A 25,633-nucleotide genomic window follows, 5' to 3' on the forward strand; every position below is an offset into this window, starting at 1 on the left:
GCATACAAGGTGTCGAGACGATACATTTGCTTCTGTGAAATATTTGCAGTACATTTGTGTCTGTAAACAACAGCCCTACACCACACATGCAGGACAAATAAATAAAATAATGAGAATAACACAAGTGAGAGACGATGGCAAGGTGAATACACTGCGTACGTTGAGAATTGAGCAGCTCGTGGAGCTGATGAAAGTGGAAACCAAAGCACAGCCCGTCTCAAAAATGAGAGAAATCCTGCCCTATATGCTTCCCGGTGATAAAAACGACTATGTTCAGAAAGTGCCGAAACTGCTTCCTGCTGCCGCCTTTGTCCGTAAAAACGGGGTGATGGTTATGGCGGAATACAATGGAATCGTAATGATTCAGGTGAATAATCTGTCGGGGTCTATGGAGGCCGATGAGGTGAAGAAGTGGGTGAAAGAACTCCCGCAAACGTATCTGGCATTTGTCGGTTCTTCCGGGAAGTCTGTCAAGATCTGGGTACGTTTTACTTATCCTGACGATCTTTTGCCGGTCACCCGCGAGCAAGCGGAATTGTTTCATGCGCACGCTTATCGGCTGGCGGTGAAGTTCTACCAACCTCAACTTCCTTTTCATATTGAACTGAAAGAGCCTTCGTTGGAACAGTATTGTCGCCTGACTTTCGATCCGGAGCTGTATTTCAATCCCGAATCAATGCCGATTTACATGAAGCAGCCTGCATCTATGCCCGGCGAAACGACTTATCGTGAACAGGTACAGACGGAGGCTTCCCCTTTACAACGGCTTGCGCCCGGATATGAAAGTCATGAAGCGCTTTCCGTTCTGTTCGAAGCGGCTTTTGCGCGGGCGCTGGAGGAACAGGAGGAATTTCAGCCGGACGGAGATATACATTCGTTGCTGGTTGCCCTTGCGGGACATTGTTTCCGTGCAGGTATTCCCGAAGAGGATACGGTACGGTGGTCGCGCGCTCATTATCACTTGCCGAAAGATGATTTTCTGATTCGGGAGACGGTGAAGAATGTCTATCGTTCCGGACGTGGGTTTGCCGATAAAAGCAGTCTGCTTCCCGAACAGATATTTGTTATGCAGATGGATGAATTTATGAAACGCCGCTATGAGTTTCGTTTCAACCAGTTGACTACACAGGTGGAATGTCGGGAGCGGAATACCTTTAATTTCTATTTTCATCCGGTGGACAAACGGCAGATGGCAAGCATTACGATGAATGCGCAGTACGAGGGGCTTAAGCTTTGGGACAAGGATGTGGTGCGTTATCTGAATTCCGATCATGTCCCTGTGTATCAACCAGCTGAAGAATTTCTTTATGACCTTCCCCATTGGGATGGGAAGGATCATATTGGAGATCTGGCAAAACGGGTGCCTTGCGACAATCCTCATTGGCCGCATTTGTTTCGCCGTTGGTTTCTCAGCATGGTGGCGCATTGGCGTGGAATGATGAGGAAGAATTATGCGAATAGCACTTCACCGATATTGGTTGGTCCGCAGGCATACAGGAAATCTACGTTCTGTCGCTTGATTCTGCCACCGTGTCTGCAAGCTTATTACACGGATAGCATTGATTTCAGCCGGAAGCGGGATGCGGAACTGTACCTGAATCGTTTCCTGTTGATTAATATGGATGAATTCGACCAGATCAGCATTGCTCAACAGCCTTTCCTAAAGCATATTCTGCAAAAACCGGTTGTGAATACAAGGCGTCCCAATGCTTCGGCGGTGGAGGAACTTCGGCGCTATGCTTCTTTTATCGGTACGAGTAATCATAAGGACTTGTTGACGGACACTTCCGGCAGCCGCCGCTATATCGCTGTCGAGGTGACGGGAGTGATAGATGTTGTCCGTCCTATTGATTACGAACAGCTTTACGCGCAAGCGATGGCGGCATTATATAAGAATGAACGGTATTGGTTTGACGAGCGGGATGAGGCCATCATGACGGAGGCCAATCAGGAATTTGAGCAGTCGCCCGCTATTGAACAGTTGTTTCAAGTGTATTATCGGGCGGCAGGAAAGGAGGAAGAAGGCGAATGGTTGCTTGCTGCGGATATATTGCAACGTATACAGAAAGCCGCCAAAATGAAATTCTCCTCCGGACAAGCCACCCATTTCGGGCGTATCCTGCGACGGCTGGGAGTAGAGTCGTTCAGGAAAACACATGGGGTTTATTATCATGTAGTGGCTTTGGAGTGATATGATTGTTTAATATGTGTATTTTTGTTTTATTTCTTTTTATGTAGGGAATGGACTTTATTATTTTATAATAATTATCTTTGCACGATCTTCCATTATAAGTGGATATCAAATAGAAAGCTAATTGACAATGATATTATTAAGTTTTGACACAGAGGAGTTTGATGTACCCCGTGAACATGGAGTGGACTTTCCGCTGGATAAGGCAATGGAAGTATCGGTTTATGGTACGAACAAGATACTGGACTGTCTGAAAAAGAATGGGGTGCGGGCTACTTTTTTCTGTACAAGCAACTTTGCGGAGAATGCTCCGGAGGTGATGCACCGTATTATGGATGAAGGGCATGAAGTGGCGGCTCATGGGTGTGACCATTGGCAGCCTCAGGCTTCGGATGTCAGTCGTTCCAAAGAGATACTCGAACGGTTGACGGGGAGGAAGATAGAGGGGTATCGCCAGCCGCGTATGTTTCCGGTGTCCGATGAAGAGATAGAGCGGATGGGATATCTGTATAATTCTTCATTGAATCCGGCGTTTATTCCCGGCAGATATATGCATCTTTCTGAGCCGCGTACTTGCTTTATGACGGGTAAGGTTCTTCAAATTCCTGCGTCGGTGACTCCGTGGATACGTTTTCCGCTATTCTGGTTGTCTTGCCATAATCTTCCGGTGAAGTTGTACCAATGGATGGCAAACAGGGTGCTGAAGCACGACGGCTATTTTGTGACCTATTTCCACCCGTGGGAGTTTTATCCATTGAATGAACATCCCGAATTTAAAATGCCGTTTATTATCCGTAATCATTCCGGCAAAGGGATGGAAGAACGGCTGGATCTGCTGATCCGTAATTTCAAGGAGAAGAGAGCCGATTTTCTGACGTACTCGGAATTTGCGAAAATGAAACGGACAGAACTAACTAAATAGAACGAGAAATGATTAAATTGGCAATTGTGTCTCCCTGCTATAATGAGGAAGAAGTGTTGGAACAGTCAGCCGCCCGTTTGACAGCCTTGTTTGATGAGCTGGTTGGGAAGGAAAAGATCAGTGCGGACAGCTTCGTGCTTTTTGTAAATGATGGTAGCAAGGACCGTACGTGGAACATTATCAAGAAGCTGCATAAGGAAAATCCTTACGTGAAAGGAATGAATCTGGCGCGGAACGTAGGTCACCAGAGTGCTATCATGGCAGGGATGATGACTGCCAAAGACTGGAGTGACGCCGTTGTTACCATTGATGCGGATTTGCAGGATGACTTGAATGCGATAGAGGAAATGATTGATGCTTATACAGCCGGTTACGATGTGGTGTACGGAGTGAAGGTATCCCGCCAGGCCGATCCGTTGTTGAAACGTCTCTCCGCTACGGCTTTCTACAAACTGCAACGCAGGATGGGAGTGGAATCCATTTATAACCATGCCGATTTCCGCTTTCTGAGCCGGAGGGTACTGGAACAGTTGTCACATTATCAAGAGCGTAATCTATACCTGCGCGGCATTATTCCTCTGCTGGGCTTTCCTTCCACTACGGTGGACGATGTGATTCGGGAACGCACAGCCGGAAGCTCTAAATATACTCTGCGGAAAATGCTGGGACTGGCTCTCGACGGAATAACCTCATTCTCGGTGAAGCCGATTTATGGCATTGTCTATTTGGGTATTATCTTTGTCTTTATCAGCATTCTGATCGGTTTTTATGTCCTTTATTCGTTGATTGCGGGAACGGCGGAACATGGCTGGGCCTCTCTGATGTTGTCCGTATGGTTTGTAGGCGGTGTCGTCCTGATGTCAATCGGTGCGGTAGGGCTGTACATCGGAAAGATATATAAAGAGGTGAAACATCGTCCGCTTTATAATGTAGAAGAGGTGTTATGCGATGAGGATAAACAAAGTCATTAAAGAGACATGGGAACAACACCCGGACTGGCAGGAGAAATTCTGGCAGTTTATGCGTTTTGGCATCGTCGGTACGATATCTTCGGCGATTCACTATGGCGTATATTGTCTGGTACTGTTGGTGGCCAATCCGACGCTTTCTTTTACGGCAGGTTATGCGGTCGGATTTGTCTGTAACTATTTTCTAACTACATTCTTTACATTCCGTTCCAAGCCTTCATCGCGCAACGCTGTCGGGTTTGGCTTTAGTCATTTACTTAATTATCTGCTTGAGGTAGGTTTGCTGAACCTTTTCCTGTGGATCGGATTCGGCGAGTTTCTCGCTCCTATATTGGTGCTTATCGTAGTCGTTCCCATCAATTTCCTGATTCTTCATTTCGTATATACTTATAAAAATAAACAGTAGGTCTGCTTTCAGAACTATTCATAAAAAGAAAAAGCTATTATGAAACGTTTTCTAAATCTTATTGTATATATACTTTCCGTGCATCTTTCCGCACTGATAATCACCGGATTGTTCAGAGGGGTATTGTTCATTTCTTCTTACCATCAACTGACTGCCGAAGCACTGTCTGATAAAAGTCTGTCATTGATAGCATTTATACATGGAGTATGGTTCGATAACGTGATAGGTTGTTACATATTACTGCTTCCGCTGACGGTAGCTGTAGCCTGTGGGCTTTGCAACTGTTATGGGAAGGCTTTATTCCGTTTCTTCACTATCTTCTTCGGTGTCTTTTATGGGTTGGTTTATCTGATCAGTGCGGCTGATATTCCTTATTTCGCCTACTTTTTCAAGCATATCAATTCTTCCATTTTCGAATGGTTCGGTTATGCGGGTACTACTGCGGGGATGATATTGGGAGAGACTTCCTATTATTTGTCCATTGCCTTATTCCTGCTCTTTCTGATTGGCTTTGTTGTGTGGATTGCCTTTCTTGGCCGGTATTTCCGTCACCGTTGCCTGTCTGCTCCCGGTTCATTCCCTTGCTTGCAACGAAGTGTTGCGGGTTTGGTAGGGCTTGGCTTGATCGGGCTTTGTGTATTTGGCATTAGGGGACGTACAGGCTATAATCCGATCAAGGTAAGTGCCGCCTATTTCTGTCAGGATGCCTTTTTGAATCAGTTGGGGGTCAGTCCGACCTTTAATTTGTTGACGAGCGTGCTGGACGACCGACGGCCGGAAAACAGATATCTGCATCTGATGGATGAACAGGAAGCGCTGGAAAAAGTAAAAGCTTTGTTAGCACGGCCGGGTGAACCGGATGTCTCTCCGTTGGCGGTTTATCGGCATAATTCACAGGATAGCGTATCGCGACGCCGTCCCAATGTGGTATTGATTATGATGGAGTCGATGTCGTCCAATTTCATGAAACGTTTCGGGCAGTCACAGAATCTGACTCCTTTTCTGGATAGCCTGTATGCCTGTTCCCTTAGCTTCCCCAACTTTTATTCGGCGGGGATTCATACCAATCATGGTTTGTACGCTACTTTATATTCTTTTCCTGCCATGATGAAACGGAACTTGATGAAAGGTTCGGTGATTCCCCATTATTCGGGATTGCCTACGGTATTGAAGGAGAATGGATATCATAATCTGTTTTTTATGACACATGAAGGGCAGTACGATAATATGAATGCCTTTTTCAGGACGAACGGTTTTGATGAGGTCTTTGCTCAGGAAGATTATCCGTCAGAGAAGGTTGTGAATAGTTTTGGAGTACAGGATGATTTCTTATACGACTATGCTATTCCGGTTTTGAATCGGACGGCAGACGAAGGGCAACCGTTTTTCGCTACCTTATTGTCAATCAGCAATCATCCGCCTTATGTAATACCTCCTTATTTCCATCCCCGAACGGACAAACCGGAAACTCAGATTGTGGAATATGCGGACTGGGCTTTGCGTAAATTTTTCGAAGAAGCGCGCAAACAGTCGTGGTTTGAGAATACGATATTCGTGTTGGAGGGAGATCATGGCAAATTGGTTGGGGATGCGGAGTGTGAACTTCCGCAATCGTATAATCATATCCCGTTGATGATTTATTCCAGCAGTATAACTCCAGCGGAACATATGGCTTTTGGTGGACAAATAGACATACAGCCTACGGTATTGGGACTGTTGGGTATTGATTATTTGCAGAATAATTTCGGAGTGGACTTGTTGAAAGAAGAACGTCCGTGTATGTTTTATACAGCCGATAATATGATTGTAGGCCGTAATGCGACTCAGTTGTATATGTACAATTATGAGACGAATCAGGAATTTGCCTATCATACCGATAATGGGAAGCTGGTTCACGTCCCGATGGATGATAGTTTTCTGCCCTTGAAAGAATATAGTTTTTCCATGCTCCAGTCAGCGGAATATCTGGTGAAGCATGGAAAAACAGTGAATTCATCCGAGACTACTTTTTGATGAATTTGTATATCTCGGCAGTCTGGCGAAGAACGGGTTTGGGTGATTGATAGATCCGTTCGAACTGGTAGCCTTCCTTTTCGAACTCGGGAAGATTCCGTTCCGCATCCTGCATTCCTATTAGCAGGAACCCTTCCGAAGGACGGTCTTTGTAGAAATTTCCGATCCGGTTTCCCAGGTAGAAGTTGATTTCAAAATAGTGTACAGGGTCACCTATGGAGCGTACACCGGCCTCGATAAATTCGTAAAGCGTGCCTGCACTTGCCGGTACTACCCGGTCTATCTCCGCAGCAACGGATTTTACCGATTTTGAATTGAGAATAGGTGGCTGGTAAGCTCCGTCCAGTGCGATATACATTCCCATAGTCAGTGCAACGATGACATAGAGGAATCGGTTGCTGAGTGTATATTTGCGTTGATAGAACCACCAGCAGATGCCAAGCAATGTAGGAATGGCAATTAATATGAAAGAGCCGATTCCGTTAATGTTCTGTATGGCATGCAGGAAATTGATGTTGTTCTGCGCATGACGGCCTTGAAAGATTGTTTCCGGGATAAGACCGCATTTCACGGCAATGAAACAGGCAAACAATAGTAAACTCAGTACGGCGAGGATACTACCGTATACTTTTATCACTTTAGAGCGTTTCTTCACCAGATAGAATAAATATTTTGCCAGGAAGTATGCGATGAAAGGATAAATAGGCATTAGGTATACGCTACGTTTACTTTGCGGTATGCAATAGAATATGAATGTGGCAACTATGCTGGTAAGAGCGAACAAATCCACCGGATCCATATTCTTGATCCATGCGGTAAAGCGTTTCCACCAGGCAGCCGGCTGGATACTGAATTTATGATAGGTGAGACTGAAAAGAGAAAGCAGTGCCAATAACGTCCAAGGTACATAACCGGCAAACAGGGTTACGAAGTTGTAATGCCAGGGATTCACGCAGGAGTCGTAACTCATTGTGTTGGTCATACGTCCGAAGTTTTCTTCCATGACTAATGCAAGGAATTCTTCTCCCCCTTGTTGGTAAGCGGCTATGTACCAGCAGAACGGCAAGATGAGTGAAAGGATGGCCCATGCGGAAAGGAGAAGGAAAGCCCTGAAGAAGTTTACTCCTCTGAGCAGAAGGAATACACCTGTAACCAGACAGGGGATGATAGTGCCTACCGGACCTTTGGTCAACGTTCCCAAACTCATAAGAAGGATAGCCAGCCAGGGAATGCCTTTAAGCCCTTTCTCGTACCATCTGTAAAAACAATATAACGCACAGACGGTGAGGGCTGTCAGCACCATATCCACCCGGCAGTTGGCTCCGGCACGATGCAACTCGAAGTTGGTCAAGGTGATGAATGCGGTGAGCAGCGCCACTTCCGTTCCTTTTCTTTTGGCGAAGAAAAGAAAGCCGAAAAGAGTCATGGAGATTAGCGCGATGGCCGATGGCAAACGGGAAGTCATCTCCGTAACCTGACCGCCGTTCAATGTTGAAACGGCTGCAATAGTCCAATGGAAGAAAGGTGGTTTGTAGGGTATCTCTCCTCCATTATTTCTCGGCAAAATCCAGTTGTCGCTTTCCAACATAGAATAGGATACAATCGATTCGCGGGGCTCGCCTTTGGTGTGATACTCCGGCAGCCCGAGAAAAGGAAGGATCGTTACTACGCAAATGACTAATAGTAGCCAGAAAGCTTTGTTAGAAGTCAATGTTTTCATATTTATTTGTTTTGAATTTTATATCATATTTATTTTCTTCCGAAGTCCGCCGGGATTTCTCCCCATTCTTTCGTTTCCCATTTGAGGATACGGGTAGTGTAGGTATTCGTGCTCAGCCACCTTTCCGCCCGTTCTATCAATTGAAATAGTGCTTCTGTTTCCTCATTTCGGGGGAGTTTGGTCTTGCACTTCTTTTGTCGTACCCAACTGATGGCATTGACACTGTCGCTATAAATGGGCATATCGAATCCTTTCTGTTTCAATAGCGCCAGTCCGTGCACGATAGCTAAAAATTCTCCGATATTATTCGTTCCCTTCATCGGACCGAAATGGAAGATCTCTTGTCGGCTGGCTATGTGCACACCGCGATACTCCATAGGGCCGGGATTTCCACTGCAAGCCGCGTCTACCGCCAGGCTATTGTCTATCACGGAAGGAGGCAACAGATCGGAGGATATCTTTTCATTTTTCTTTTTTGCGTTTTTTCCTATATAAGCGTATGGTGAGGCTGAGAGTGCGCGTTCGGCTTCTTCGCGGGTGTCGAAAGATTTATATTTGGCGCCTTCATACCCTTTGATTTGGAGCTGGCAATCCGTCCAGGAGGTATAAACTCCGGGAGTGACGCCTTCCCATACTACGTAGAATTTCTGTTTAGCCATAAAAGATAATGGTTTATTCGGCTGCGAAGGTACGAATATATTCTCTAACTGAACAAGTTAGTAGAGTTACTTGTTATAAAAAAAAGAGAGTTTAAGAAATATCATATATAAGAAAGGATATATTATGGAAAGATCTTTTAGTGAAGCATTAAAACATCGTCGGACTTACTATTCAATTACTAATCAGTCACCTATATCCGATCAGGAAATCGAGTGTATCGTGAGTACGGTTGTTCGTCACGTGCCTTCGGCATTTAATTCTCAGTCCACACGCGTGGTGTTACTGCTGGGTGAGTCTCACAAGAAATTGTGGAAAATCGTGAAAGACGCTTTGAAGAAGATTGTGCCGGCAGACGCCTTTGTGAAAACAGAGGAGAAGATAGACCACTCATTTGCCTGTGGATATGGAACTGTGTTGTTCTTTGAAGATCAGAAAGTAGTCAAAGGGCTTCAGGAAGCTTTTCCCTCCTATCAGGAAAACTTTCCGGGATGGTCGCTGCAAACTTCCGCCATGCACCAACTGGCTATGTGGACAATGCTGGAAGATGTGGGCTTCGGAGCGTCATTGCAACATTATAACCCGTTGATTGACGAGGAAGTGCGTCGGACATGGAACTTGCCGGAGCATTGGCACTTGATTGCCGAAATGCCGTTCGGGCTTCCTGCCGAAAAACCGGGAGAAAAAGAATTCCAACCACTCGAAGAAAGAGTGAAAATCTTTAAATAATGAAATAAATGACTAATTTTGCAGGTAAAATTAGTCATTTATGATTCGTATCTTCCTTACCGGCTATATGGGCGCCGGAAAAACGACATTGGGCAAGGCTTTTGCCCGCAAGATGAATATACCGTTCATTGATCTGGATTGGTATATCGAAGAGCGTTTCCACAAAACGGTGGGAGAGTTATTCACAGAACGGGGTGAGGCCGGATTCAGGGAGCTGGAGAGGAATATGCTTCATGAGGTAGCCGAGTTCGAGAATGTGGTAATCTCTACGGGTGGGGGAGCGCCTTGTTTTTTTGATAATATGGAGTTTATGAATCGGGCAGGTAAGACGGTTTTTCTGGATGTGCATCCCGATGTGCTGTTCAGACGCTTGCGTGTGGCCAAGCAGCAGCGTCCCATCCTTCAGGGAAAAGAAGATGACGAGTTGAAAACTTTTATCATACAGGCACTTGAAAAACGCGCGCCTTTTTATCATCAGGCACATTATATCTTTAATGCGGACGAATTGGAAGACCGATGGCAGATTGAAACATCGGTGCAACGTTTGCAACAACTTCTCGGATTATAACATAATTGAACGAATTAATAGGCAATTAATTGGCAAGATGTAGATAAATCTGTATTTTTGCCCTCCAATTATTTACTAAAAATACTGAATTACAGAAAAATGAGAAAGTGGCGTATTGAAGATTCTGAGGAACTCTACAACATCACGGGTTGGGGGACCTCCTACTTTGGTATTAATGACAAAGGACATGTCGTTGTTACACCGCGTAAAGACGGAGTGACTGTCGATCTGAAAGAATTGGTTGACGAGTTGCAGTTGCGGGATGTGGCAGCCCCTATGCTGGTACGTTTCCCGGATATTCTGGACAACCGTATTGAAAAGATGTCGTCTTGTTTCAAACAGGCGGCTGAGGAATACGGGTATAAAGCGCAGAACTTTATTATCTATCCGATCAAGGTCAACCAGATGCGCCCTGTAGTGGAGGAAATTATCAGTCACGGAAAGAAGTTCAATCTTGGACTGGAAGCCGGTTCCAAGCCTGAGCTCCATGCGGTGATTGCCGTCAATACGGATTCCGACTCATTGATTGTCTGCAATGGTTATAAAGACGAAAGTTATATAGAACTGGCTTTGCTTGCCCAGAAAATGGGTAAACGTATCTTCCTCGTTGTGGAGAAGATGAACGAGCTGAAGCTGATAGCGAAGATGGCAAAACAGCTGAATGTGGAACCCAACATCGGTATCCGTATCAAACTCGCTTCTTCCGGTAGCGGAAAGTGGGAAGAGTCGGGAGGAGATGCCAGCAAGTTCGGCTTGACTTCCAGTGAGTTGCTCGAAGCACTCGATTTTCTGGAAAGTAAGGGCATGAAGGATTGTCTGAAGTTGATTCATTTCCATATCGGAAGTCAGGTGACGAAGATCCGCCGCATCAAGACCGCCTTGCGCGAGGCTTCACAGTTCTATGTGCAACTTCATTCGATGGGATTCAAGGTCGAGTTCGTCGATATCGGTGGCGGATTGGGAGTCGATTATGACGGAACACGTTCATCCAGCAGTGAGGGGAGTGTCAATTATTCGATCCAGGAATATGTGAACGACTCGATTTCCACTTTGGTGGACGTGAGTGACAAAAACGGTATCCCGCATCCGAACATCATAACAGAGAGTGGCCGTGCCTTGACGGCGCATCATTCGGTACTTATCTTTGAGGTGCTCGAAACGGCTACCTTGCCCGAATGGGACGATGAAGAGGAGATTGCTCCGGATGCACATGAACTGGTGCAGGAATTGTATGCCATTTGGGATACACTGAACCAGAATAAGATGTTGGAGGCTTGGCATGATGCGCAGCAGATCAGGGAAGAGGCGTTGGATTTGTTTAGTCATGGAATCGTGGACTTGAAGACCCGTGCGCAGATCGAGCGTCTGTACTGGTCGATCACTCGTGAGATCAATCAGATTGCCGGTGGTTTGAAACATGCGCCTGATGAATTCCGGGGATTGTCTAAGCTGTTGGCGGATAAATACTTCTGTAACTTCTCGTTGTTCCAGTCACTGCCGGACTCTTGGGCGATTGACCAGATATTCCCGATTATGCCTATACAGCGGTTGGATGAAAAGCCCGAACGTTCGGCTACTTTGCAGGATATAACCTGTGACTCGGACGGTAAGATTGCCAACTTTATTTCTACGCGTAATGTTGCTCATTATCTGCCTGTACATGCTTTGAAGAAAACGGAGCCTTATTATGTCGCTGTTTTCCTGGTGGGGGCTTATCAGGAGATTTTGGGAGATATGCATAACTTGTTCGGTGACACGAATGCCGTACACGTTTCGGTGAATGAGAAGGGATACAGTATCGAACAGATTATTGATGGAGAAACGGTAGCGGAAGTATTGGACTATGTGCAATACAGTCCGAAGAAACTGGTACGTACACTCGAAACTTGGGTGACGAAATCGGTGAAAGAGGGTAAGATCTCTTTGGAAGAGGGAAAAGAATTTCTTTCCAACTACCGTTCGGGACTTTATGGATATACGTATTTGGAATAATAATGAGAGAAAAACTAACAGTAATTAAGGTGGGTGGCAAAATCGTAGAAGAGGAAGCCACCCTTCGTCAGTTGTTAAATGACTTTGCTGCCATTGAAGGACACAAAGTGCTGGTTCACGGCGGTGGTCGGTCGGCTACAAAGATTGCCGCACAACTGGGCATTGAAAGCAAAATGGTGAATGGTCGCCGTATTACTGATGTGGAGACATTGAAAGTGGTAACTATGGTGTATGGCGGTTTGGTCAATAAGAGTATTGTTGCCGGACTGCAGGCGCGTGGAGTGAATGCACTCGGATTGACCGGGGCGGATATGAATGTGATCCGGTCGGTGAAACGTCCGGTCAAGGATGTGGATTACGGATTTGTTGGGGATGTGGAAAAGGTGGATGCAACTTTACTGTCGGATTTGATACACAAAGGAGTTGTTCCGGTGATGGCTCCGTTGACACATGACGGACAGGGAAATATGCTGAATACCAATGCGGATACGATTGCCGGAGAGACGGCTAAGGCTTTGTCGGCACTGTTTGATGTGACGTTGGTGTATTGTTTCGAAAAGAAAGGAGTGCTGCGTGACGAGAACGATGACGATAGTGTGATTCCGCAGATTACCCGTGCCGAATTCGAACAATACGTAGCCGACGGCGTTATTCAAGGCGGTATGATTCCGAAGTTGGAGAACTCTTTTGAAGCAATAAATGCGGGGGTGTCGGAAGTGATAATCACCTTAGCGTCAGCGATTAACGACAATGGAGGAACAAAAATAAAAAAATAATTCAAAAAAAGTAGTGGGCGCCTGTAACTTTTCGTATCCTAGCCCGTCATTATTATAGAGATGCAAGAAATCAGCTTCCGAAACGATATTTTGCCGTTGAAAGATAAACTCTTTCGATTGGCTCTCAGAATTACTCTGGATAGAGCTGAAGCCGAGGATGTCGTTCAGGATACCATGATAAGAGTGTGGAACAAGCGTGATGAGTGGTTGCAATTCGAATCGGTCGAAGCCTATTGCCTGATTGTGGCAAAGAATCTGGCGATAGACCGGAGTCAGAAGAAAGAAGCTCAGAATGTGGAACTCACTCCGGAAATGGAGGAGGAGCCTGATGCCAATAGTCCGTATGACCGGATGGTTCATGATGAAAAAATGAGGATCATTAACAGGCTGGTCGACGAACTTCCCGAAAAACAGCGGCTTATCATGCAACTGAGGGACATTGAAGGTGAAAGCTATAAAAAAATTGCAGCCCTTCTGAATCTGACCGAAGAACAGGTAAAAGTAAATCTGTTCAGAGCCAGACAAAAGGTGAAACAAAGGTATTTAGAAATTGACGAATATGGATTATAAGGATATAGAACAGCTCTTGGAGCGATATTGGCAATGCGAGACTTCCGTTGAGGAGGAAGCGGCATTGCGCGACTTCTTCGCAAAGGAAGAAGTTCCGGCTCATCTGCTCCGTTATAAGAACTTGTTCGTTTATCAACAGGTTCAGCAAGAGGTAGGGCTGGGCGAAGACTTTGACGCGCGTATTCTGGCAGAGGTAGAGCCGGTGGTGGTAAAAGCAAAACGCTTGACGCTGGTCGGTCGCTTCGTTCCTCTCTTCAAGGCGGCTGCCGTAATTGCAATCATCCTTTCTTTGGGGAATGTGGCACAACATTCTTTCTCCGGAGATGACGGAAGTGTATTGGCGGCAGATACCATTGGTAAGCAGGTAACCGCACCGTCGGTCGCAATCTCGAATGACGTGAAAGCGGATCAGGCACTCGTTGACAGTTTGGCGAGGATTGATCATAAGGCGCACGTTATGAACGAATAGACATTTTCATTTGCTTTAAACATATAATATAGTTAGTGTGCTTAATTAAAACAACAACGAAGGCGAAACTGTGAAGTTTTCAATTCTCTCAATTTTTTAGATTAAAACTAACTAAATAAATGGGCTACCGCGTGATGCAGTAGCCCTTTTATGCTTTTAAACGGTCTTTATTTAAACTGTCTTTATTTGATCTGCCGTATATTTTTTCTTGGAGCATCCACTTCTTGAGGATCTCCTTTATAGGCAATATCACCGCTTCCTTTGACGCGGGCAACCAGCTTCTGACTGGCATAGCAACTGATGTTGCCGGAGCCGCTAATGCTTGCGTCTGTGTTTTCTGCCTGCAAATCGGCGGCCTGAATATTTCCTGATCCGGCAATAGAATAGCTCGCTTGAATGGCTTTGCCGTTCAGATTGATATTGCCCGAACCGGAAATACTTGCTTGACATTCCTGACTCTCTATTTGTTGTAGTCTTACATCTCCCGAGCCATTAATTGAAACGGCCATTTTTTGGCAATTGAATCCTTCTCCCTGAATGTTGCCCGAACCGTTGATGTGGAATTCAATATCTTTAGAGGTTTGTATCCCATTGATTAATCTTATATTTCCTGAACCGTTGACCGACAGTTTATTCAGCTCCGGAGCAAAAACTTTTATTTCCAGTTTTCCTTTCCAGATAGTGACATTCTTCTTGAATTTTATAATGAATGTACTACCCTCCACATACGTTTCTATAAGTGGTATGATGTTGTCGGAACCATGAATTTCGACATGGCTGCATGTGTCTTGCCAATAACTGATGTTGGCACTTCCCACTAGTTTGATTTCATTGAAGTGGTCGGCTTTCACTTCTTTGGAGATGTAATTCTTGCTGCCTACGATGTGTTTTCCCTGCAAGCAAGAGCCGGCAGTAAGTACTAGAAACATTCCCGTGACTAATACGAGCAATAAACTTGTTTTCATAATTACGCTTTTTTATGATTGATATAATGGTTAGACGGAAGAATTTGATCTAAAGTTGCATCTTCCATAAAGTTTTTCGTTAGCGTCTTCTTTTTTATTACTTTTGTGGCTGTTGATAGGAGGATTATAATGGATAAGATTATAGAAGATGATGAGTTAGGGCGCTTGGTGATACGCGTCAATTCACGTGCGAGAAGTCTTGTGTTTCGTACCAAGAGTGATGCTGTTTATGTTTCAGTTCCTCCTGGTACCACCCTGAAAGAAGTGAAACTGGCCATAGAGAACCTGCGTGGAAAACTTCTGGCCTCCCGGCAAAAAATCGCTCGTCCGTTGATTGGTTTGAATTATAAGATTGATGCGGAGCATTTTAAACTATCTTTGGTGTCGGGCGGGAAAGATCAGTTTCTGGCTAATTCCCGGTTGGGTGTCATGGAGATCGTTTGTCCGCCTCATGCTGATTTTACAGATGAAAAACTGCAAAGCTGGTTGCATAAGGTTATTGAAGAATCATTGAGGCGAAATGCCAAAAGTATTCTGCCTTCACGTTTGGACTTCTTGTCCAAGCAATGCGGATTGCCCTATTCGAGTGTGAAAATAAACTCCAGTCAGGGCAGATGGGGGAGTTGTTCGGCTCGAAAAGCTATTAATTTATCCTATTACCTGGTTTTGCTGCCTTCTCATTTGATAGACTACGTGTTGTTGCACGAATTATGCCATACCCGCGAGATGAATCATAGCGAACGATTCTGGGCGTTACTTAATCAATTTACAGAAGGAAAAGCATTGACCTTGCGGGGAGAATTGAGAAAGTACCGTACGGAAATATAAAATGCTTTACAGCCAAGATAATATTCTCGCATTGTCACGAACTTAGTTTATTCTATCTTGGGTAAAGCCTTGTAAGCTCCTATTTCTGGCTGTCTTCTAAATCTTATACATTCCTGATGATGGTTCGTTATGATACGTAATAGGGGGATATGTCTTTATTATTTGGCTAATTGTTTAATCCCGTCCGATTCTTTTTCAAACTGATAAGCCCCTCCTTTTTCGCTAAGATCAAATGTAGAGACTAATTCTGTGTTATTATCTACGATCAATAAAGCGCTTTGTTCTGCAAAACGTCCTACTTCTACCGTGTAAGGCTCTTCCGATATGGTTTTATTGGAGATAAGACTGTCGTTGACGAACAAAGAAATCGAATCTCCGGCAAAACCTTTTACCAGACTGATCGTGTAGCTTTCGATGAAATGACATTCTTCCTGCTTTTCCCGTTGTAGCCGCATACTCATGTATACGAAAATAACCACGACAAAGATGACGGCAAAAGCCAGAATTCCGTTGCCTACCATGAACTGTTTATTGGTGTTTAGACGATGTGCCATAGTGCTTATTTTTTTAATTGCGGTGTAAAGATACAAAGATAAGGCTGTTAATTCATACTTTTTTTCTTTAATGTTTTGTAGTCGAACAGATTATTTATATCTTTGCAACCGAAAACGGATGAAAGGTGGAGGGGCGATTAAGCTCCTTTTTTTGTTCTTATATAGTTAATAAATGATAGAAAAGAAAACTGTTTGTCAGATTGTAGAAGAGTGGCTGGAAGGAAAAGACTACTTTCTAGTAGAAGTGACCGTAAGCCCGGATGACAAGATCGTGGTTGAGATAGACCATGCAGAAGGTGTTTGGATTGAAGATTGTGTGGAGCTTAGCCGCTACATAGAGTCGAAACTGAACCGTGAAGAGGAGGATTATGAACTGGAAGTGGGTTCGGCCGGTATCGGACAGCCCTTTAAGGTGCTGCAACAGTATTACATCCACATCGGACAGGAAGTGGAAGTGATGACTAAGGGTGGACAGAAACTGACCGGTGTTCTGAAACATGCAGATGAAGAGAAATTTACAGTGTCTGTACAGAAGAAAGTGAAAATGGAAGGTGCTAAGCGTCCGAAACTGGTGGAAGAGGACGAAACCTTCACTTACGAGCAAATAAAATATACTAAATACTTAATTAGCTTTAAATAGTTATGGCCAAAAAAGAAGAAACAATCAGCTTGATTGATACATTTTCGGAATTTAAGGAACTGAAAAATATCGATAGAACGACGATGGTTAGCGTACTGGAAGAGTCGTTTCGTAGTGTTATCGCGAAAATGTTTGGCACCGATGAGAATTACGACGTGATCGTGAACCCGGACAAAGGGGACTTCGAGATATGGCGTAACCGTGAAGTTGTGGCCGATGAAGACCTGACGAACCCGAATATGCAGATCTCATTGAGTGAAGCGCAGAAAATCGACGCTTCCTATGAGGTGGGTGAAGAGGTGACTGACGAAGTGATCTTTGCCAAATTCGGTCGTCGTGCTATCCTGAATCTCCGTCAGACATTGGCTTCCAAGATTCTGGAATTGGAAAAAGACAGTATTTATAATAAATATATAGATAAGGTAGGTACAATCATCAATGCAGAAGTTTATCAAATCTGGAAAAAGGAAATGTTGCTTCTGGACGATGAAGGAAACGAGTTGCTGTTGCCGAAGACGGAGCAAATCCCAAGCGATTTCTATCGTAAAGGTGAAACGGCCCGTGCGGTGGTTGCCCGCGTGGACAACAAGAATAATAATCCTAAGATTATCTTGTCACGTACTTCTCCCGTTTTCCTGCAACGTCTGTTCGAGATGGAAGTACCCGAAATTAATGATGGTTTGATTACCATCAAGAAGATTGCCCGTATTCCCGGCGAACGTGCCAAGATTGCGGTGGAATCATACGATGACAGAATCGACCCTGTAGGAGCCTGTGTAGGTGTAAAGGGAAGTCGTATTCATGGCATTGTTCGTGAACTTCGCAATGAGAACATCGACGTAATTAATTACACATCGAACATCTCATTGTTTATACAGCGCGCTTTAAGCCCGGCTAAGATTTCTTCTATCCGTCTGAATGAGGAAGAGAAGAAAGCGGAGGTTTTCCTCAAACCGGAAGAAGTTTCGCTGGCTATCGGTAAAGGTGGTTTGAATATCAAACTGGCCAGTATGTTAACTGAGTACACTATCGACGTGTTCCGTGAGTTGGATGAGAGTGTAGCTGATGAGGATATCTATCTCGACGAGTTCAGAGACGAAATCGACGGATGGGTGATCGACGCTATCAAAGCTATCGGCATCGATACGGCGAAGGCTGTGTTGAATGCTCCTCGTGAGATGTTGATTGAAAAGACGGACTTGGAAGAAGAGACGGTGGACGAGGTAATACGCATTTTGAAATCGGAGTTTGAAGAAAGTGAGAATTGAAAATTGAGAGTTGGGAGTGAAAGAAATCCATACTCATTCCACTCTCAACTCTCAATTCTCCACTCTCAACTTCTTAAAGCTCCATTTATTCATTAAATTTAAAATATGACGATAAGGTTAAACAAAGTTACAAGAGATTTGAACGTAGGAATCGCGACGGTAGTTGAGTTCCTGCAAAAGAAGGGGTATACCGTTGAGGCTAATCCTAATACAAAAATTAGCGAGGAGCAATACGCTATACTCGTAAAAGAGTTTAGTACAGATAAGAACCTTAGACTTGAGTCGGAGCGTTTCATTCAGGAACGTCAGAATAAGGATCGTAATAAGGCGTCGGTTTCGATTGAAGGCTTTGAAAAGCAACCGGAAAAACCGAAGTCGGAAGATGTGATCAAAACAGTCGTACCGGAGGATGCACGCCCGAAGTTTAAACCTGTCGGGAAAATTGACTTGGATAAATTGAACGGTCGTAGAACTGAGAAAGTTGAGAAAGAACCGGAACAGAAGAAAGAAACTGTTGAAGGACGTCCAGTAGCTCAACCGGAAGTGAGGAAGGAACCTGAGGTGAAGGTAGAAGAGGTGGTAGCACCTGTTCAGGCGGAACCTGTGGCTAAACAAGTTGAACCGGTCAAACAGACAGAGCCGGTGAAGCAACCGGAGGCTGTAAAACCGGAACCGGTGAAAGAGCCGGAACCTATAGTGGAAAAGCAACCGGCAGAAGTTGAAAAAGTAGTGGAGGAAGTGATTAAAGAAGAGCCGAAGGTAGAAGTTGCACCTGTGAAGGCGGAAGAACATAACAGCATGGAACAACCTGTGAAAGCAGTATCGGCGGAAGTAGCCCCGGAGGCAACGGTAGAAGTAGAGAAAGAAACTTCTAAAGAAGAAGAGATATTCAAGATCCGTCAACCGGAATTGGGTGCGAAAATCAATGTAATCGGTCAGATTGACTTGGCTGCATTGAACCAGTCTACCCGTCCTAAGAAAAAATCGAAGGAAGAGAAACGCCGTGAACGTGAAGAGAAAGAGAAAATCCGTCAGGATCAGAAGAAGTTGATGAAAGAAGCTATCATCAAAGAGATTCGCAAGGATGACTCGAAACTGCAGAAGGGTGGAGTGAAAGATAATGTTGACGCAGCCGGAAACAAGAAAAAACGGAACCGTATCAACAAAGAGAAGGTGGACGTGAACAACGTGGCTACTTCGGGCTTTGCTGCTCCGAGACCGAATGTGCAAGGCAAAGGCGGTAACAATGGTGGCAACAACCAGGGTGGCAATAATAACCGTAAAAATAATAATAAGGATCGCTTCAAGAAACCGGTTATCAAACAGGAGGTAAGCGAGGAAGATGTAGCAAAGCAGGTAAAAGAGACTCTTGCTCGTCTGACAACCAAAGGTAAGAATAAGACTTCCAAATATCGTAAAGAGAAACGCGAGATGGCTTCCAACCGTATGCAGGAATTGGAAGATCAGGAAATGGCGGACAGCAAGGTGTTGAAGCTGACCGAATTCGTTACGGCTAATGAACTGGCAACGATGATGGATGTTTCTGTCAACCAGGTAATCGCCACTTGTATGAGTATCGGTATCATGGTTTCCATCAATCAGCGTCTGGATGCTGAAACAATCAATCTGGTGGCTGAAGAATTCGGATTCAAGACCGAATATGTAAGTGCGGAAGTTGCTCAGGCTATTGTGGAAGAGGAAGACGCTCCGGAAGATCTGGAACCGCGCGCTCCGATTGTTACGGTGATGGGACATGTTGACCACGGTAAGACTTCATTGCTTGACTATATCCGTAAGGCGAATGTGATTGCCGGTGAGGCCGGAGGTATCACACAGCATATCGGTGCATATAATGTGAAGTTGGAGGACGGACGCCGTATCACATTCCTCGATACTCCGGGTCATGAGGCGTTTACCGCTATGCGTGCCCGTGGTGCGAAAGTAACGGATATCGCCATTATTATTGTAGCTGCCGATGATAACGTCATGCCGCAAACAAAGGAAGCAATCAACCATGCGATGGCGGCAGGTGTGCCTATTGTCTTTGCCATTAATAAGGTTGATAAGCCGACGGCAAATCCGGATAAGATTAAGGAAGAACTGGCTGCCATGAACTATCTCGTTGAAGAATGGGGTGGTAAATATCAGTCACAAGATATCTCTGCCAAGAAAGGCATAGGTGTGGAAGATTTGTTGGAAAAGGTATTGCTGGAAGCGGAAATGCTTGATCTGAAAGCGAATCCGAACCGTAATGCTACGGGTTCCATCATCGAATCTTCATTGGACAAGGGACGTGGATATGTAGCTACTGTGCTGGTATCTAACGGTACTTTGAAAGTGGGAGACATCGTATTGGCAGGAACAAGCTACGGACGTGTGAAGGCAATGTTCAACGAACGTAATCAGCGTATTAAGGAAGCAGGACCTGCCGAACCGGCATTGATTCTGGGATTGAATGGCGCTCCTGCCGCAGGTGACACATTCCACGTGGTAGAAAGCGATCAGGAAGCCCGTGAAATTACCAACAAACGTGAGCAGTTGGCTCGCGAACAGGGCTTGCGTACGCAGAAAATCCTTACATTGGATGAGTTGGGTCGTCGTATCGCTTTGGGTAACTTCCAGGAATTGAACATCATTGTGAAGGGTGACGTGGACGGTTCTGTCGAAGCATTGAGCGACTCCTTGATTAAGTTGTCTACCGAACAGATCCAGGTTAATGTAATCCATAAGGGTGTGGGAGCAATCTCCGAGTCGGATGTTTCTCTGGCTGCCGCTTCAGATGCGATTATCGTCGGATTCCAGGTACGTCCTTCGGGTGCTGCCGCTAAGATGGCGGAACAGGAAGGTGTCGATATCCGCAAATACTCTGTCATCTATGATGCAATCGAGGAGGTGAAAGCCGCTATGGAAGGTATGTTGGCACCGGAACTGAAAGAACAGGTGACAGCTACGATCGAAGTGCGTGAAGTATTCAACATCACGAAGGTGGGACTTGTAGCCGGTGCGATGGTGAAGACCGGAAAGGTGAAACGCAGCGACAAGGCTCGTTTGATTCGCGATGGTATCGTTATCTTTACCGGAAACATCAACGCTTTGAAACGCTTCAAGGACGATGTGAAGGAAGTGGGTACAAACTTCGAGTGTGGTATCAGTCTGGTGAATTGCAATGACATGAAGGTGGGCGATATGATCGAGACATTCGAGGAAATAGAAGTGAAACAGACATTATAAACTGTACTGTATTGAGAATAAACGGAGGCACAGAGTGAATTATAACTCCGTGCCTCTTTTTTCTTTATAGAAAGGAATATGACAACGATTGATATAATAATCCTTATAGTAGTGGGTGCAGGGGCGATTGTAGGCTTTATAAAGGGCTTTATCCGTCAGTTGGCCTCTATCTTGGGATTGATAGTCGGTTTGCTGGCGGCAAAGGCTTTGTATGCTTCTTTGGCGGAGAAGCTTTGTCCGGCAGTGACAGATTCGATGACCGTTGCGCAGGTATTGGCTTTCATAATGATATGGATTGCCGTTCCGTTGATTTTTGTGCTGATTGCCTCCTTGCTGACAAAAGCGATGAAAGCCATTTCGCTGAACTGGTTGAACCGTTGGCTGGGAAGCGGGTTGGGAGCGCTTAAATTTCTGTTATTGACAAGTGTGGTGATTGGAGCGATAGAGTTTGTGGATGGCGATAATAAGTTAATTAGTGCAACAAAAAAGGAAGAATCCTTGTTATATTATCCGATGGAGACGTTTGCGGGAATTTTTTTCCCTGCTGCAAAGAATATGACTCAACAATATATATTAGAGAATAAAGATGCAACAAGAAGAACCCAATAAATATGTAAAGGAACTGACGCAGGAGAAGTATAAATATGGCTTCACCACGGAAGTGCATACCGATGTCATTGAGCGTGGACTCAATGAGGATGTGATTCGTTTGATTTCATCGAAAAAGAACGAACCGGAATGGTTGCTGGAGTTCCGGCTGAAAGCGTACCGCCATTGGCTGACGCTGGAAATGCCTACATGGGCACATCTCCGTATTCCGGAGATTGATTATCAGGCTATTTCATACTATGCTGACCCGACGAAGAAGAAAGAGGGACCGAAAAGTATGGAAGAAGTAGATCCTGAACTTATAAAGACGTTTAATAAACTGGGAATTCCTCTGGAAGAACAGATGGCTCTTAGCGGGATGGCGGTGGATGCGGTAATGGATTCCGTATCCGTAAAGACGACATTCAAGGAAACACTGATGGAAAAGGGAATTATTTTCTGCTCGTTCAGTGAGGCGGTGCGCGAACATCCGGATTTGGTAAAGAAATATATGGGGTCGGTAGTGGGTTACCGTGACAATTTCTTTGCCGCACTGAATTCGGCAGTGTTCTCGGACGGCTCATTCGTCTATATACCGAAAGGAGTACGTTGTCCGATGGAACTTTCCACCTATTTCCGTATCAATGCCCGCAACACGGGACAGTTTGAACGCACATTGATAGTGGCGGATGATGATTCGTATGTTTCCTATCTGGAAGGGTGTACGGCTCCGATGCGGGATGAGAACCAGTTGCACGCCGCTATTGTAGAAATTGTTGTACACGACCGTGCGGAGGTGAAATACAGTACCGTTCAGAACTGGTATCCGGGAGATTCCGAAGGTAAGGGCGGTGTATATAACTTTGTGACGAAGCGTGGTAACTGCAAAGGGGTGGACAGCAAACTCTCTTGGACGCAGGTGGAGACCGGTTCGGCAATTACCTGGAAATATCCTTCCTGTATTCTGACAGGTGATAATTCGACGGCCGAGTTTTATTCCGTAGCTGTGACAAACAATTTTCAGCAGGCGGACACCGGCACGAAGATGATTCATTTAGGGAAGAATACCCGTAGTACGATTGTAAGTAAAGGTATCTCTGCCGGACATAGCGAGAACTCCTATCGCGGGTTGGTGCGTGTGGCGGAAAAAGCGGATAATGCCCGTAACTACAGTCAGTGTGACTCGCTGTTGCTGGGGGATAAGTGCGGTGCGCATACGTTCCCGTATATGGACATTCACAATGAGACGGCGGTAGTGGAGCATGAAGCTACGACGAGCAAGATCAGTGAAGATCAGATTTTCTATTGCAATCAGCGTGGTATCCCGACAGAAGACGCTATCGGGCTGATTGTGAACGGATATGCGAAAGAAGTATTGAATAAGCTTCCGATGGAATTTGCGGTAGAAGCACAGAAGTTGCTTACTATTTCGTTGGAAGGAAGCGTAGGATAAATGAATTTTAATCAAGATTATGTTAGAGATAAAAGACCTGCATGCCAGCATTAATGGCAAAGAGATATTGAAAGGCATTAACCTGACGGTAAAGCCGGGCGAAGTACACGCGATTATGGGACCGAACGGTTCCGGTAAAAGTACGCTCTCCTCCGTATTGGTGGGTAATCCTGCTTTTGAGGTAACGAAAGGTTCGGTTACTTTTTATGGAAAGAATCTGTTAGAACTGAGTCCGGAAGACCGCAGTCATGAGGGTATTTTCCTTAGTTTCCAGTATCCGGTAGAGATTCCGGGTGTGAGCATGGTAAACTTTATGCGTGCTGCTGTGAATGAACAACGCAAATATAAAGGTCTGCCTGCACTGACCGCCAGTGAGTTTTTGAAACTGATGCGCGAGAAACGTGCGGTTGTTGAACTGGACAATAAGCTCGCTAACCGTTCGGTGAACGAAGGTTTCTCCGGTGGAGAGAAGAAACGGAACGAGATTTTTCAGATGGCAATGCTGGAACCGCGTTTGAGCATTCTCGATGAAACGGATTCCGGTTTGGACATCGATGCGCTCCGTATTGTGGCCGAAGGGGTAAATAAACTGAAGACTCCCGAAACCAGTACGATTGTCATCACCCACTACCAACGTTTGCTCGATTATATCAAACCGGATATTGTGCATGTGCTTTACAAAGGTCGTATCGTGAAAACTGCCGGACCGGAACTTGCTCTGGAATTGGAGGATAAAGGTTATGACTGGATTAAGAAAGAAGTAGGAGAATGACGATGAATGCTGAACAACAATACATAGATCTCTTCTCACAAACGGAAGCCATGATCTGCAAACATAGCGCTGAGGTGTTAAATGCCCCTCGTGCTGCTGCTTTTGCCGATTTTGAGCGAATCGGATTTCCGACCCGTAAGATGGAGAAGTACAAATATACGGATGTAAGCAAGTATTTTGAACCGGATTTCGGTCTGAATCTGAACCGTCTTGCTATTCCGGTCAATCCGTATGAGGTGTTTAAGTGCGATGTTCCGAACATGAGCACAGCTCTTTATTTTGTGGTCAATGACGCATTCTATAATAAGGCACTCCCTAAAACCCATTTACCGGAGGGCGTTATTTTCGGTAGCCTGAAAGAGGTGGCCGAACAGTATCCGGAGTTGGTGAAGAAGTATTATGGTAAGTTGGCGGATACCTCCAAAGATGGTGTGACAGCTTTTAATACGACTTTTGCACAGGATGGTGTTATCTTCTATGTGCCGAAGAATGTGGTTGTGGAAAAACCTATTCAGTTGGTGAACATCCTGCGTGCGGATGTCAACTTTATGGTCAATCGCCGTGTGCTGATTATTCTGGAAGACGGTGCGCAGGCACGTTTATTGCTTTGCGACCATGCAATGGATAACGTGAATTTCCTGGCAACGCAGGTGATTGAGGTTTTTGCCGGAGAGAATGTGGTATTCGATATGTATGAGTTGGAAGAGACGCATACCAGCACGGTGCGTTTCAGCAACCTGTATGTGAAGCAGGAAGCGAACAGCAATGTACTTCTGAATGGCATGACGTTGCATAACGGTACAACCCGTAATACAACCGAAGTGTTGTTGGCAGGCGAGGGAGCTGAAATAAATCTTTGCGGCATGGCTATCGCTGATAAGAACCAGCATGTGGATAACAACACGAGTATTGACCATGCAGTGCCCAACTGTACGAGTAATGAGCTGTTTAAATACGTGCTCGATGATCAATCGGTAGGTGCTTTTGCCGGGTTGGTACTGGTGCGTCCTGATGCGCAGCATACAAGTTCCCAGCAAACCAACCGTAATCTTTGCGCCACCCGTGATGCGCGGATGTATACACAGCCCCAGTTGGAGATTTATGCGGACGACGTGAAGTGTTCGCACGGAGCGACAGTGGGACAGCTTGATGAAAATGCGTTGTTCTATATGCGTGCACGTGGAATTGCGGAGAAAGAAGCGCGGTTGCTGTTGATGTTTGCATTTGTCAATGAAGTGATTGATACGATTCGTCTGGATGCGTTGAAGGACCGCCTTCATCTGTTGGTGGAAAAACGTTTCCGTGGTGAGTTGAACAGATGTCAGGGATGTGCAATCTGTAAATGAACATAAA

General features: G+C 45.2%; 23 protein-coding genes. 19 read left to right on the forward strand and 4 right to left on the reverse strand.

Annotation, left to right across the window (positions count from 1 at the left end):
• The first annotated feature begins 109 nt into the window (after positions 1-109).
• The 5 genes from H8S63_RS02895 to H8S63_RS02915 all read left to right on the forward strand — a co-directional run bounded on the left by H8S63_RS02895 (position 110) and on the right by H8S63_RS02915 (position 6,500).
• Entirely contained in the window at positions 110-2,191 is a 2,082-nt protein-coding gene (locus H8S63_RS02895; protein WP_186925692.1) for a BT4734/BF3469 family protein, read from the forward strand.
• A 130-nt stretch (positions 2,192-2,321) separates the two neighbouring features.
• The gene (locus tag H8S63_RS02900; RefSeq protein WP_007756413.1) at positions 2,322-3,113 is read left to right on the forward strand and encodes a polysaccharide deacetylase family protein; all 792 of its coding nucleotides are present in this window, start codon (positions 2,322-2,324) and stop codon (positions 3,111-3,113) included.
• A gap of 8 nt (positions 3,114-3,121) precedes the next feature.
• Positions 3,122-4,084, forward strand: a complete 963-nt coding sequence (locus H8S63_RS02905; protein ID WP_022274917.1) for a glycosyltransferase family 2 protein — start codon at positions 3,122-3,124, stop codon at positions 4,082-4,084.
• Entirely contained in the window at positions 4,062-4,487 is a 426-nt protein-coding gene (locus H8S63_RS02910) for a GtrA family protein (protein ID WP_007756417.1), read from the forward strand. The genes H8S63_RS02905 and H8S63_RS02910 overlap by 23 nt, the downstream gene beginning before the upstream one ends.
• Positions 4,488-4,526: 39 nt before the next feature.
• Positions 4,527-6,500 (forward strand): LTA synthase family protein, encoded by a 1,974-nt coding sequence (locus H8S63_RS02915; protein WP_022274916.1) that lies wholly within the window; start codon positions 4,527-4,529, stop codon positions 6,498-6,500.
• Here the strand turns inward: H8S63_RS02915 and H8S63_RS02920 are convergent.
• The gene (locus H8S63_RS02920) at positions 6,490-8,220 is read right to left on the reverse strand and encodes a glycosyltransferase family 39 protein (RefSeq protein WP_186925693.1); all 1,731 of its coding nucleotides are present in this window, start codon (positions 8,218-8,220) and stop codon (positions 6,490-6,492) included. The genes H8S63_RS02915 and H8S63_RS02920 overlap by 11 nt on opposite strands.
• Positions 8,221-8,249: 29 nt before the next feature.
• Positions 8,250-8,879, reverse strand: coding sequence for a viroplasmin family protein (locus H8S63_RS02925; RefSeq protein ID WP_007756422.1), 630 nt, complete (start codon positions 8,877-8,879; stop codon positions 8,250-8,252).
• A gap of 124 nt (positions 8,880-9,003) precedes the next feature.
• On the opposite strand from H8S63_RS02925, the gene H8S63_RS02930 reads away from it, so the two are divergent.
• From H8S63_RS02930 to H8S63_RS02955, 6 genes are all read left to right on the forward strand, one after another.
• Positions 9,004-9,606, forward strand: coding sequence for a nitroreductase family protein (locus H8S63_RS02930; RefSeq protein WP_007756427.1), 603 nt, complete (start codon positions 9,004-9,006; stop codon positions 9,604-9,606).
• 40 nt (positions 9,607-9,646) lie between these two features.
• Positions 9,647-10,174: a shikimate kinase gene (locus H8S63_RS02935; protein ID WP_007756430.1), complete on the forward strand. Its 528-nt coding sequence runs from the start codon at positions 9,647-9,649 to the stop codon at positions 10,172-10,174.
• 99 nt (positions 10,175-10,273) lie between these two features.
• Positions 10,274-12,166, forward strand: a complete 1,893-nt coding sequence (gene speA, locus H8S63_RS02940; RefSeq protein WP_007756434.1) for a biosynthetic arginine decarboxylase — start codon at positions 10,274-10,276, stop codon at positions 12,164-12,166.
• A 2-nt stretch (positions 12,167-12,168) separates the two neighbouring features.
• Positions 12,169-12,942 (forward strand): acetylglutamate kinase, encoded by a 774-nt coding sequence (argB, locus tag H8S63_RS02945; protein WP_007756439.1) that lies wholly within the window; start codon positions 12,169-12,171, stop codon positions 12,940-12,942.
• A gap of 60 nt (positions 12,943-13,002) precedes the next feature.
• On the forward strand, positions 13,003-13,512 hold the full coding sequence (locus H8S63_RS02950; protein ID WP_186925694.1) for an RNA polymerase sigma factor: 510 nt from the start codon (positions 13,003-13,005) through the stop codon (positions 13,510-13,512).
• Positions 13,502-13,981, forward strand: a complete 480-nt coding sequence (locus tag H8S63_RS02955; RefSeq protein WP_186925695.1) for a hypothetical protein — start codon at positions 13,502-13,504, stop codon at positions 13,979-13,981. The genes H8S63_RS02950 and H8S63_RS02955 overlap by 11 nt, the downstream gene beginning before the upstream one ends.
• 182 nt (positions 13,982-14,163) lie before the next feature.
• On the opposite strand, the gene H8S63_RS02960 is transcribed toward H8S63_RS02955, so the two are convergent.
• On the reverse strand, positions 14,164-14,946 hold the full coding sequence (locus H8S63_RS02960) for a head GIN domain-containing protein (protein ID WP_007756445.1): 783 nt from the start codon (positions 14,944-14,946) through the stop codon (positions 14,164-14,166).
• A gap of 129 nt (positions 14,947-15,075) precedes the next feature.
• On the opposite strand from H8S63_RS02960, the gene H8S63_RS02965 reads away from it, so the two are divergent.
• Positions 15,076-15,774 carry a SprT family zinc-dependent metalloprotease gene (locus H8S63_RS02965; RefSeq protein WP_186925696.1) on the forward strand — a complete coding sequence of 233 codons (699 nt, stop codon included), beginning with the start codon at positions 15,076-15,078 and terminating at the stop codon, positions 15,772-15,774.
• 158 nt (positions 15,775-15,932) lie between these two features.
• Here H8S63_RS02965 and H8S63_RS02970 read toward each other — a convergent pair whose 3' ends face one another.
• Positions 15,933-16,328 (reverse strand): hypothetical protein, encoded by a 396-nt coding sequence (locus H8S63_RS02970; protein WP_186925697.1) that lies wholly within the window; start codon positions 16,326-16,328, stop codon positions 15,933-15,935.
• A gap of 172 nt (positions 16,329-16,500) precedes the next feature.
• Between H8S63_RS02970 and rimP the strand changes: the two genes are divergently transcribed.
• The 7 genes from rimP to sufD all read left to right on the forward strand — a co-directional run bounded on the left by rimP (position 16,501) and on the right by sufD (position 25,626).
• Positions 16,501-16,968: a ribosome assembly cofactor RimP gene (gene rimP / locus H8S63_RS02975; protein WP_007756461.1), complete on the forward strand. Its 468-nt coding sequence runs from the start codon at positions 16,501-16,503 to the stop codon at positions 16,966-16,968.
• Between the two features lie 2 nt (positions 16,969-16,970).
• Positions 16,971-18,236: a transcription termination factor NusA gene (nusA, locus tag H8S63_RS02980; RefSeq protein ID WP_007756462.1), complete on the forward strand. Its 1,266-nt coding sequence runs from the start codon at positions 16,971-16,973 to the stop codon at positions 18,234-18,236.
• Between the two features lie 105 nt (positions 18,237-18,341).
• Entirely contained in the window at positions 18,342-21,467 is a 3,126-nt protein-coding gene (gene infB / locus H8S63_RS02985) for a translation initiation factor IF-2 (RefSeq protein ID WP_186925698.1), read from the forward strand.
• A gap of 78 nt (positions 21,468-21,545) precedes the next feature.
• Entirely contained in the window at positions 21,546-22,076 is a 531-nt protein-coding gene (locus H8S63_RS02990) for a CvpA family protein (RefSeq protein WP_007763228.1), read from the forward strand.
• A complete protein-coding gene (gene sufB / locus H8S63_RS02995) occupies positions 22,054-23,508 on the forward strand; it encodes a Fe-S cluster assembly protein SufB (RefSeq protein WP_007756465.1) in 1,455 nt (484 codons plus the stop codon). Before H8S63_RS02990 ends, sufB begins: the two co-directional genes overlap by 23 nt.
• Before the next feature lie 19 nt (positions 23,509-23,527).
• A complete protein-coding gene (sufC, locus tag H8S63_RS03000; protein ID WP_007756466.1) occupies positions 23,528-24,280 on the forward strand; it encodes a Fe-S cluster assembly ATPase SufC in 753 nt (250 codons plus the stop codon).
• 2 nt (positions 24,281-24,282) lie between these two features.
• A complete protein-coding gene (gene sufD, locus H8S63_RS03005; protein WP_029425929.1) occupies positions 24,283-25,626 on the forward strand; it encodes a Fe-S cluster assembly protein SufD in 1,344 nt (447 codons plus the stop codon).
• Positions 25,627-25,633 lie beyond the last annotated feature (7 nt).

It is taken from the genome of Bacteroides sp. NSJ-39, from assembly GCF_014287315.1.
In the GTDB taxonomy this organism is placed as follows: domain Bacteria; phylum Bacteroidota; class Bacteroidia; order Bacteroidales; family Bacteroidaceae; genus Bacteroides; species Bacteroides finegoldii.

What these genes read in the sequence shown, in the direction of transcription:
- H8S63_RS02895 (WP_186925692.1), top strand. Translation starts at nt 110, where the DNA reads ATGAGAATAACACAAGTGAGAGACGATGGCAAGGTGAATACACTGCGT.
- H8S63_RS02900 (WP_007756413.1), top strand. Translation starts at nt 2,322, where the DNA reads ATGATATTATTAAGTTTTGACACAGAGGAGTTTGATGTACCCCGTGAA.
- H8S63_RS02905 (WP_022274917.1), top strand. Translation starts at nt 3,122, where the DNA reads ATGATTAAATTGGCAATTGTGTCTCCCTGCTATAATGAGGAAGAAGTG.
- H8S63_RS02910 (WP_007756417.1), top strand. Translation starts at nt 4,062, where the DNA reads ATGAGGATAAACAAAGTCATTAAAGAGACATGGGAACAACACCCGGAC.
- H8S63_RS02915 (WP_022274916.1), top strand. Translation starts at nt 4,527, where the DNA reads ATGAAACGTTTTCTAAATCTTATTGTATATATACTTTCCGTGCATCTT.
- H8S63_RS02920 (WP_186925693.1), bottom strand. Translation starts at nt 8,220, where the DNA reads ATGAAAACATTGACTTCTAACAAAGCTTTCTGGCTACTATTAGTCATT.
- H8S63_RS02925 (WP_007756422.1), bottom strand. Translation starts at nt 8,879, where the DNA reads ATGGCTAAACAGAAATTCTACGTAGTATGGGAAGGCGTCACTCCCGGA.
- H8S63_RS02930 (WP_007756427.1), top strand. Translation starts at nt 9,004, where the DNA reads ATGGAAAGATCTTTTAGTGAAGCATTAAAACATCGTCGGACTTACTAT.
- H8S63_RS02935 (WP_007756430.1), top strand. Translation starts at nt 9,647, where the DNA reads ATGATTCGTATCTTCCTTACCGGCTATATGGGCGCCGGAAAAACGACA.
- speA (WP_007756434.1), top strand. Translation starts at nt 10,274, where the DNA reads ATGAGAAAGTGGCGTATTGAAGATTCTGAGGAACTCTACAACATCACG.
- argB (WP_007756439.1), top strand. Translation starts at nt 12,169, where the DNA reads ATGAGAGAAAAACTAACAGTAATTAAGGTGGGTGGCAAAATCGTAGAA.
- H8S63_RS02950 (WP_186925694.1), top strand. Translation starts at nt 13,003, where the DNA reads ATGCAAGAAATCAGCTTCCGAAACGATATTTTGCCGTTGAAAGATAAA.
- H8S63_RS02955 (WP_186925695.1), top strand. Translation starts at nt 13,502, where the DNA reads ATGGATTATAAGGATATAGAACAGCTCTTGGAGCGATATTGGCAATGC.
- H8S63_RS02960 (WP_007756445.1), bottom strand. Translation starts at nt 14,946, where the DNA reads ATGAAAACAAGTTTATTGCTCGTATTAGTCACGGGAATGTTTCTAGTA.
- H8S63_RS02965 (WP_186925696.1), top strand. Translation starts at nt 15,076, where the DNA reads ATGGATAAGATTATAGAAGATGATGAGTTAGGGCGCTTGGTGATACGC.
- H8S63_RS02970 (WP_186925697.1), bottom strand. Translation starts at nt 16,328, where the DNA reads ATGGCACATCGTCTAAACACCAATAAACAGTTCATGGTAGGCAACGGA.
- rimP (WP_007756461.1), top strand. Translation starts at nt 16,501, where the DNA reads ATGATAGAAAAGAAAACTGTTTGTCAGATTGTAGAAGAGTGGCTGGAA.
- nusA (WP_007756462.1), top strand. Translation starts at nt 16,971, where the DNA reads ATGGCCAAAAAAGAAGAAACAATCAGCTTGATTGATACATTTTCGGAA.
- infB (WP_186925698.1), top strand. Translation starts at nt 18,342, where the DNA reads ATGACGATAAGGTTAAACAAAGTTACAAGAGATTTGAACGTAGGAATC.
- H8S63_RS02990 (WP_007763228.1), top strand. Translation starts at nt 21,546, where the DNA reads ATGACAACGATTGATATAATAATCCTTATAGTAGTGGGTGCAGGGGCG.
- sufB (WP_007756465.1), top strand. Translation starts at nt 22,054, where the DNA reads ATGCAACAAGAAGAACCCAATAAATATGTAAAGGAACTGACGCAGGAG.
- sufC (WP_007756466.1), top strand. Translation starts at nt 23,528, where the DNA reads ATGTTAGAGATAAAAGACCTGCATGCCAGCATTAATGGCAAAGAGATA.
- sufD (WP_029425929.1), top strand. Translation starts at nt 24,283, where the DNA reads ATGAATGCTGAACAACAATACATAGATCTCTTCTCACAAACGGAAGCC.